This window comes from Clostridium sp. CAG:43, assembly GCF_000434655.1.
Taxonomy (GTDB): domain Bacteria; phylum Bacillota; class Clostridia; order Lachnospirales; family Lachnospiraceae; genus Otoolea; species Otoolea fessa.
Window position 1 is genome coordinate 1 of sequence record NZ_FR894998.1, and the last position, 7,898, is coordinate 7,898.

Genomic DNA, 7,898 nt, shown 5'->3' on the forward strand with positions numbered 1-7,898 from the left:
GTGAAGGTACTGAACAGTTACGATGATTATAAATTTTCTGCTATCTCCCTACATAACCGGTTCCTGCAGCACGGTTCCCTCCGGGAATGCGGTACGGAACACGCGGCGCACCAGCGGACCTGCTACGATGAGCTGGAACGGAAGCGCCATGATGATGTTCTTCGGAATATTGGTCAGCCAGATGATGAACAGCTGGCTCCATGCGCCGGATTTCACGCAGGCTTCCAGACCGCCATATAAGGACATAACAAATACCATCGGAACGACCATGCAGCAGGAGATCGTGATTACTTTACGAAGTGTGCTGCTCTCCGGTGATACAAAGTAACGGAACGCAATTCCCTTCGCCGGACCGGACACGATGAACCAGTCAAACAGAAACGCATACACGAATGCAAACGGAAATCCGATCCATCCTTCGCGGATCGTTTCCAAGGATAAATGTCCCATATGAAGGGTTACATTGTACATACTCATCCAAAGTACCATAGTGAAACACATGATAACGGAATAGATAAAACTTTCTCTCTTATTTCTTGGCATTTTCATTCTCCTCCTATAAAATAATTGCTTCTATCCAGATGCATCGGCAAATCAGTCCGGCACACCCACGCGCAAGATGCTGTCCGTGATAAATTTCACAAAATAAAAGGCAGCAGAAATCGGAAACTCGTTTCGATCTCTACTGCTGTATGCAATCTCACTGCGTTTTTTCAAACTATATTCAACTTGGGTTACGGTTCGCTATTATAACGTCTTTTTTCCATTCGTGTAAGCACTTTTTTTATTTTTTCACAATTTCATCATATTGAACGATCAATTTTTTCTATTTTTTATTCCGGTTATGCAACTTGACAAGAGCTGCTTTTTCAGCTCCCTTTTCATTTTTTCCGAATTTTTCCCTAAAAACAGGCAAATAGATATTGACAATACTGCCTTTATTCGATAGAATGTAATAGTATGTTTACATTGAACTGTCCGTGTCCAGGCTTTAATGCAAACCAAATACAAAATGAATTACGAATCAAAATAAAAGAATTTATGATGGAGGTACACTACATTGGCTAACATTAAATCCGCAAAAAAAAGAATCTTAGTTGCAGAGACAAGAGCTGCAAGAAACAAGGCTATCAGATCCAAAGTTAAAACTGCTGTTAAGAAAGTTGAAGCTGCCGTTGCTGCAAAAGATAAGGCTGCTGCACAGGCTGCATTATTAGCTGCTACCAGCGAGATCGACAAGGCTACTTCCAAGGGCGTATACCACAAGAATACAGCTTCCCGCAAAGTATCCCGTCTTTCCAAGGCTGTAAATACTCTGGCTTAATTATCCAGAGCGGATCTTTCGAATTATATATTAAAAATTAACCCAAATTAAAAAACCATTATTCTGTGGGTGTGACAGAATAATGGTTTTTTGTTGCTTCTTTTCCAGCCGGGTCCGGCCGAAGAACCGCTGATTCTGATGCTGGCACTGCCCTTTAGAATCAGCGCACGTAACTTCTGGGCTGACTGATCAGCAGCTCCACCGCCAGCCGGTCGCCCATCCGCCCGGTCTTGACTGCCTCCTCGGCATCCACGCAGGTCTGCACATAGGAAATGAGCTGTTCTTTCGTAAATGCCGCCGCCTGGCTGCTGAGTTTTCCGGCTACGAACGGAGGTACTTTCAATTTCGAGGCAACCGTCCCCCGGTCTGCGCCGGACGCCTGCAATTCTCGCACCAGCAAAAGCTGATTAAACTGTCTGGCAATCAGGAACAGAATCCGCATCGGCGGCTCCCTGAGTGTCAGCAGGTCTTCGTACAGATCCATCGCCCGCTTCGTCTTTCCCGCCGTGATCGCCGCTACCATATCGAAGATCTTGTTCGTGATCTGCACGGTCGTGATGACTTTCACATCCTCTGCCGTCACTACCTCACTGCCCATCGTGTAGGAAATGAGTTTTTCCAGCTCCATCCGGATGTTTTCCATATCATCGCCGACGCGCTCCAAAAAGAGATTCATCGTGGACGGCGTGATCTTCCGCCCATTCTGCGCCAGAATCGTCGCCGCCCATCTGGCGAGCTGCGCGCTGTCCTGCCTCTTCATCTCCGCAATGTGACCCAGATCCTTGACCTTTTTGTAGAGTTTGTTTCGCTTATCGACCGCCTCCTCCACAAATACGATGCAGGTCGTGTCCGGCATCGTCGGCAGATACTCCGCCAGCGCCTCCGAAGAAGTCTTGAAAAATCCGCTGTCCTCGATCAGAATCAGACGCCGCTCGCTGAAAAATGGCATCGTGTCCGCCAGACTGATCAGCTCGTTCACATCCAGCCCTTTTCCCTCGAAATAATTGTAATTCATCGTATCATCGCCCGAGATCGCCGCCCGCAGCTTCTTTTTATAACTCTGCTTCAAAAACGCCTCTTCGCCATATAGCAAATAAACCGGCTTAAATGTGCCATTTTTGATGTCTTCATTGATCGTCTGCATTAACTCCGTCCCCGCCTCCTGGTTCTATTCGATAAAAACAGATCCATTTTTTCGAATGACTGTCCATCCGGTTACTTTCCTGTCCATTTTTTCACTCCCTACTATTATAAACATTTTTCTAAAATGTTGTCTACTGTAAACCCACAAAAAGAACAAAACAGCAGATCCTTTTGTTGCTTGAAATTTTTCCTTGGTTCACTTTCAGTCAAAACCTACATGACCACCCCCAGCAAAAGATAGGCCGCATACGCTACGATCCACGCAATCACGCACTGCGCCACCACGACAAAGCAAGCCCATTTTCCGCCCAGTTCGCGTCTGACCGATGAGATCGCTGCCACGCACGGCGTATAGAGCAGGCAGAAAACCAGCAGACTGACCACTGAAAGAGGGGTCAGAATGTCACGCAGGCTCTGAGTCGTCCCGAACAGAACCGACAGCGTTGATACAACACTCTCTTTTGCCATAAATCCGGTCAAAAGTGCCGTGCAGACACGCCAGTCGCCTAATCCCATCGGCGCAAACAGTGGTGCAATCACACCAGAAATAACCGCCAGAAGACTCTGCTGGGAATTGGACACAACATTCAGGTGCAGATCAAATGTCTGAAGGAACCAGATTAAAATCGTCGCCACAAAAATAACCGTGAATGCTTTCTGCAGGAAATCCCTTGCCTTTTCCCAGAGAAGCTGGGCGACATTGCGCGCCCCCGGCATCCGGTAGTTCGGAAGCTCCATGACGAACGGAACGGCTTCACCCTTAAATAAAGTTGTTTTAAGAAGCATTGCCATCAAAATTCCCATCAGGATTCCCAACAGATAAAGTGCAATCATAACAATCGCCCCATGATGTGGGAAAAAGACGGCGGTAAAAAACGCATAAATCGAAATCTTGGCGGAACAGCTCATAAACGGAGTCAACAGGATCGTCATTTTTCGATCCCGCTCCGAAGAAAGCGTCCGGCTTGCCATGACTCCTGGTACCGTGCAGCCAAAGCCAATCAGCATCGGCACGATACTCCGTCCGGAAAGGCCGATCTTTCGAAGCAGTTTATCCATCACAAACGCCACACGTGCCATATAACCACTGTCCTCTAAAAGCGACAGGAAGAAAAACAGCGTCACAATGATCGGCAGAAAGCTCAAAACACTTCCGACACCATTGCACACACCATCGATCAGCAGGGAATGGAGCACCGGATTGATACCGGCCGCTGTCAGCGCTGCGTCTGCCCGCTCTGTCAGCCATCCAATCACCAGTTCCAGACCATCTGAAAGGACCGCGCCAATCACATTAAATGTCAGCCAGAATACCAGACCCATGATTGCAATAAATGCCGGAATCGCCGTGTAGGTTCCGGTAAGAAGACGGTCAATCTTCACACTTCTCCGGTGTTCCCGGCTTTCCCTCGGTTTGACGACTGTCTGCCTGCAGACTTTTTCGATAAAACCAAACCGCATATCCGCAATCGCAGCTGCCCGATCCAGCCCGCGTTCCTTCTCCATCTGGCAGATAATATGTTCCAGCGTCTCTTTTTCATTCGTGTCCAGATTCAGACGCGCCTCAATCTCCTCATCGCCTTCTGCCAGCTTTGATGCAGCAAAGCGCACCGGAATACCCGCATTCTGCGCGTGATCTTCGATCAGATGCATAATGCCATGCAGGCAGCGGTGCACCGCACCACCGTGATAATCCGCATCACAGAAATCCTGCCGTCCCGGTTTCTCCTGAAAATGCGTTACATGAAGCGCATGATCGATCAGCTCTCCGATTCCTTCATTCTTTGCCGCTGAGATCGGGATAACCGGAATTCCCAGTTCTTCCTCCAGTTCGTTGACACGGACAGAACCGCCGTTCTGACGCACCTCGTCCATCATATTAAGCGCCAGAACCATCGGAATATCCAGTTCCAGAAGCTGCATGGTCAGGTACAGGTTGCGCTCAATGTTCGTCGCATCCACGATATTGATGATTCCCTTCGGGTGCTCCTGCAAAATAAACTGACGCGTCACCAGCTCCTCATTCGAATATGGCGATAAGGAATAGATTCCTGGCAGGTCGGTCACTTTCGTATTTTCATGTCCGCGGATCGTGCCATCCTTCCGGTCCACCGTCACGCCTGGGAAATTCCCCACATGCTGATTGGAGCCGGTCAGCTGGTTAAAAAGCGTCGTTTTGCCACAGTTCTGATTACCTGCCAGGGCAAACGTCAGGACAGTGCCATCCGGCAATGGGTGTTCCTCCGCCTTTGTATGGTATTTTCCACCTTCTCCGAGTCCAGGGTGATCGATCGCGCGCGCCATCGGAATCCCATGTTCCTTTTTGTCCACTGCTTCGGTTCCTGCCTCGCGTACATTCTCAATCTCTATCTTCTCTGCATCCGCCAGGCGCAACGTCAGTTCATAGCTATGAATCCGCACCTCAACCGGATCGCCCATCGGCGCATATTTTACCATCGTAACCGATGCAGTCGGAATCAATCCCATATCCAGAAAATGATGCCGCAATGCACCTTCTCCGCCAACTGCCCGAACGGTTGCAGTTTTTCCTATTGGTAAATCCTTTAATGTCATTCTCTGCCTCCATCTCTCTTCATTGGTCAAACTCATTGTATGTCATCAGGCTTCTACATCCGCCTGATTTTGAAGCAAAGCATAGAGAGAAAAATACTATTGAAATTTTTTCTCAATTATGTTTCCAGATAAGTCTATTGTACTTTAGGGAATTTGTCAATCGTTGGAATCTTTAAGAATCTACCAATCAGAAAAAAACACAGAAAAGATAAAAGAAAAACAGCAAGGATGAATCATCCTCACTGTCTCAAAATAGCTGGGCTACAAGGATTCGAACCTTGAAAATGACGGAGTCAGAGTCCGTTGCCTTACCATTTGGCGATAGCCCAATCTTTTATTTCATAGCTGTCTCAGCCACATTTATTATTATATCATAAATTTTTGTTTCGTCAAGTATTTTTTTCAAACACTTATGTTTTTTTGAACAATTATAATTATTTACCAGTTCGAAACATTTTACAGTCTCGTAATGCCCCGGATATTTTTCCGTCACAAGGCTTCCTGCAAATAATTCTAATGGTTCTTAAAATTCCTGCTGCCCGAATCCAACTTCTGATAACTCCAGGCATATCATGGTTCAGGCAGCAGGAATCATATATCCTCATACACTCCGCTTTAATTAGCTGACTCCGCATCTGTCTTCGTTTCTTTTTCCGTCTGCTTTGTCTCCATCTGACTGTACTCTGTCTCCGAGTGCGTGCTCTCTTTTACTGCTTCTGTCTGTGTCTCCGGCGCACGGGATGTCTCGGATGGCTTTGTCTCCACTGTCTCATCATCCGCATCGTCGTCATCCTCATCCATCAGATCATCCGCAATATCCGGCGTCTCGAAATAGCCTTTTACCGTGCCAAAGGAACCGCCGTCCCGCACTGCCACTCCGCCGAGCGTAAACGTGCACTCCGTATTGGCTGGAAGCCCTTTGACGTGAATCTCACAGGAGGTTCCGCCTGTGTCCGTGATTCTCGCCGAATAGCTCTGACCGTCCGGATCTATCACCGACACGGTCGGATTTTTCCATTTAACCTTTTCCTTAAAAACGATGTTCAGCGAACCGCTCTCGTAGTCCACATAGTCAATCTTCGCTTTCTTGCCTCCCGAATCGACTTCTTCCTCGTCCTCATCTGCTGCGGTGGTTGTCTCCACCGGGCGTGCAGCAGTCGATGGCTGCTCTGCCGGCGTCGGTTCATTTTCCGGCTGACCGGTGCTTTCCACGGTCGTCTCCGCTAAGGTTTCTTCCTCGGTCTGCGGCAATGTCACCTCATGAACCAGAGCCGCATCCGTCTCAATGGTGCTGTCCGTCTTCGAATAACCTACCGTATAAGCACGATCCGCGATCTCCCGCGCAATCTCTTCCATCGTCATACCGGCAAATTTTTTCATATCATTTTCGGTCAGGTCGTTATCCCGGATCAGCTCCCGCAGAAAATACGCTTTTCCATAAGAAATATTGTATTTCTCCGCCAGATCCTGAATCTCCCCGGTTACCTTCATCCGCTGGTCATAGACAACCGCCTGTACCGCGTGTTCCTGCAGGGAAGACTCTACATCCCCTACGACATCCTGACGCAAAGATGATGCCTTTTTCTCATTCTCATTGGACACGGTAACCAGAATCGCATTGTCCAGTTCATCCAGATAACCGTTCCGGACCATCGAACCGATCAATGCGTTGACCGCAATATCAAGGTCTACATTTTTCAAATTCATATCATCCAGGATCGTCTCCGCATCCTCATTAAGCGGATTCGCCTGCAATACTTTCTCGTTCCGGTTGACGGAAAGCTCAATACTCGGATTGACATCGATGCCAATCACCGAATCGACACGGTGATTCTGGTAAAATGAAACACCGCCTCCTAACACAGCCACACACAAGCAGGCGGCTGCTGCCATCGCCACGGTCCGCATCCGGCGGTACATCCGTACACGGCGGGATGGTTTTACATAGATCTCCTGTGGCGTCGAGAGATCGATTTTATCGAATACGTTGGGAGTCAGGGCGTCCATCGCCGACCGCAAATGTGACTCAATCTCATCCTGTTCCCACGCTGTTTCAGAGTGATCGGTCAATGTACTCCCTCCTCTCTCAGGTGTTTTTTCAGTTTTTTCATAGCACGGTTGTACTTGGAAAGCACCGTTGCCAGCGGCATCTCCAAATCTGCCGCGATCTCACGATGTTTTAACCCCGCTGATGTCCGAAGAAGTACAATCTGCCGTTCTTCTTCATTTAATATTTTGAGTGCCGCGTGTAATACCATCTTATCCGCAGCATCCTCTATCTGGGGACAGAATTCCCCTGTCTCCATCTCAGAAAGATCCGAAAGCCCGATATCCGCTTCATGCTTCTGGTCACGGAAGCGCATATAGCAAAGATTTCTAGCGATCGTAAACATCCACGCCAGCGGTTTTCCCTGCGACTGATAGCTTCCAGCCGAAGTCCAGACCTTTAAATAAAGCTCCTGCATGACCTCCTCAGAGTCCTGCGGATTCCGCAAAATCGATAGAATAAAACCGTATATAGTTTTATCCGTATTCTGATAAAGCTGCTGAAACGCCGCCTTATCCCCCTCTGCCACTCGCAGAAGCAGCTTTTCATCGCTCATCTTATCATAGGCGACCGCCTCTTCCATGGTCGTTAAAAGCCCCATCAAAAACATGGACGAAATTTCCTTTCTATATAACTTAATGCAGAGAAACCAGTTCTTATTGCATTTGTTATGAATTTTTTCTGATTTCTGTCCAGCTCCTCACGGCAGCTGGCAAAAACCAATGCAGCTTTATTCATACTCGACCCTTTCCAGAAAAAGCCCCTCCGGCGGCGCTGTAAAGCCTGCCAGCGCTCGGTCACAGGAAAAAA

Annotated in this window: 7 protein-coding genes and 1 tRNA gene; 1 reads left to right on the plus strand and 7 read right to left on the minus strand. The window is 48.1% G+C overall.

The genetic code is table 11. The features are described from left to right. Positions 1-48: 48 nt before the first annotated feature. The gene (locus QVO97_RS00765; RefSeq protein ID WP_022358530.1) at positions 49-543 is read right to left on the minus strand and encodes a hypothetical protein; all 495 of its coding nucleotides are present in this window, start codon (positions 541-543) and stop codon (positions 49-51) included. Positions 544-1,060: 517 nt separating this feature from the next. Between QVO97_RS00765 and rpsT the strand changes: the two genes are divergently transcribed. Continuing rightward, positions 1,061-1,324 carry a 30S ribosomal protein S20 gene (gene rpsT, locus QVO97_RS00770; protein ID WP_022358531.1) on the plus strand — a complete coding sequence of 88 codons (264 nt, stop codon included), beginning with the start codon at positions 1,061-1,063 and terminating at the stop codon, positions 1,322-1,324. 160 nt (positions 1,325-1,484) lie between these two features. On the opposite strand, the gene holA is transcribed toward rpsT, so the two are convergent. The 6 genes from holA to QVO97_RS00800 form a co-directional block, all read right to left on the minus strand. Then, positions 1,485-2,468, minus strand: coding sequence for a DNA polymerase III subunit delta (holA, locus tag QVO97_RS00775; RefSeq protein WP_022358532.1), 984 nt, complete (start codon positions 2,466-2,468; stop codon positions 1,485-1,487). 212 nt (positions 2,469-2,680) lie between these two features. Continuing rightward, a complete protein-coding gene (feoB, locus tag QVO97_RS00780) occupies positions 2,681-5,041 on the minus strand; it encodes a ferrous iron transport protein B (protein WP_022358533.1) in 2,361 nt (786 codons plus the stop codon). Positions 5,042-5,297: 256 nt separating this feature from the next. Beyond that, positions 5,298-5,370, minus strand: a tRNA-Gln gene (locus QVO97_RS00785). Between the two features lie 286 nt (positions 5,371-5,656). After that, complete coding sequence (locus QVO97_RS00790; RefSeq protein ID WP_022358534.1) at positions 5,657-7,111, minus strand: anti-sigma-I factor RsgI family protein; 1,455 nt, start codon at positions 7,109-7,111, stop codon at positions 5,657-5,659. Beyond that, positions 7,108-7,689, minus strand: coding sequence for an RNA polymerase sigma factor (locus tag QVO97_RS00795; protein WP_369678360.1), 582 nt, complete (start codon positions 7,687-7,689; stop codon positions 7,108-7,110). The genes QVO97_RS00790 and QVO97_RS00795 overlap by 4 nt, the downstream gene beginning before the upstream one ends. A 129-nt stretch (positions 7,690-7,818) precedes the next feature. Beyond that, on the minus strand, positions 7,819-7,898 hold an 80-nt coding region (locus tag QVO97_RS00800), incomplete at its 5' end, for a hypothetical protein (RefSeq protein WP_288188522.1).

What these genes read in the sequence shown, in the direction of transcription:
- QVO97_RS00765 (WP_022358530.1), bottom strand. Translation starts at nt 543, where the DNA reads ATGCCAAGAAATAAGAGAGAAAGTTTTATCTATTCCGTTATCATGTGT.
- feoB (WP_022358533.1), bottom strand. Translation starts at nt 5,041, where the DNA reads ATGACATTAAAGGATTTACCAATAGGAAAAACTGCAACCGTTCGGGCA.
- QVO97_RS00795 (WP_369678360.1), bottom strand. Translation starts at nt 7,689, where the DNA reads ATGGGGCTTTTAACGACCATGGAAGAGGCGGTCGCCTATGATAAGATG.
- holA (WP_022358532.1), bottom strand. Translation starts at nt 2,468, where the DNA reads ATGCAGACGATCAATGAAGACATCAAAAATGGCACATTTAAGCCGGTT.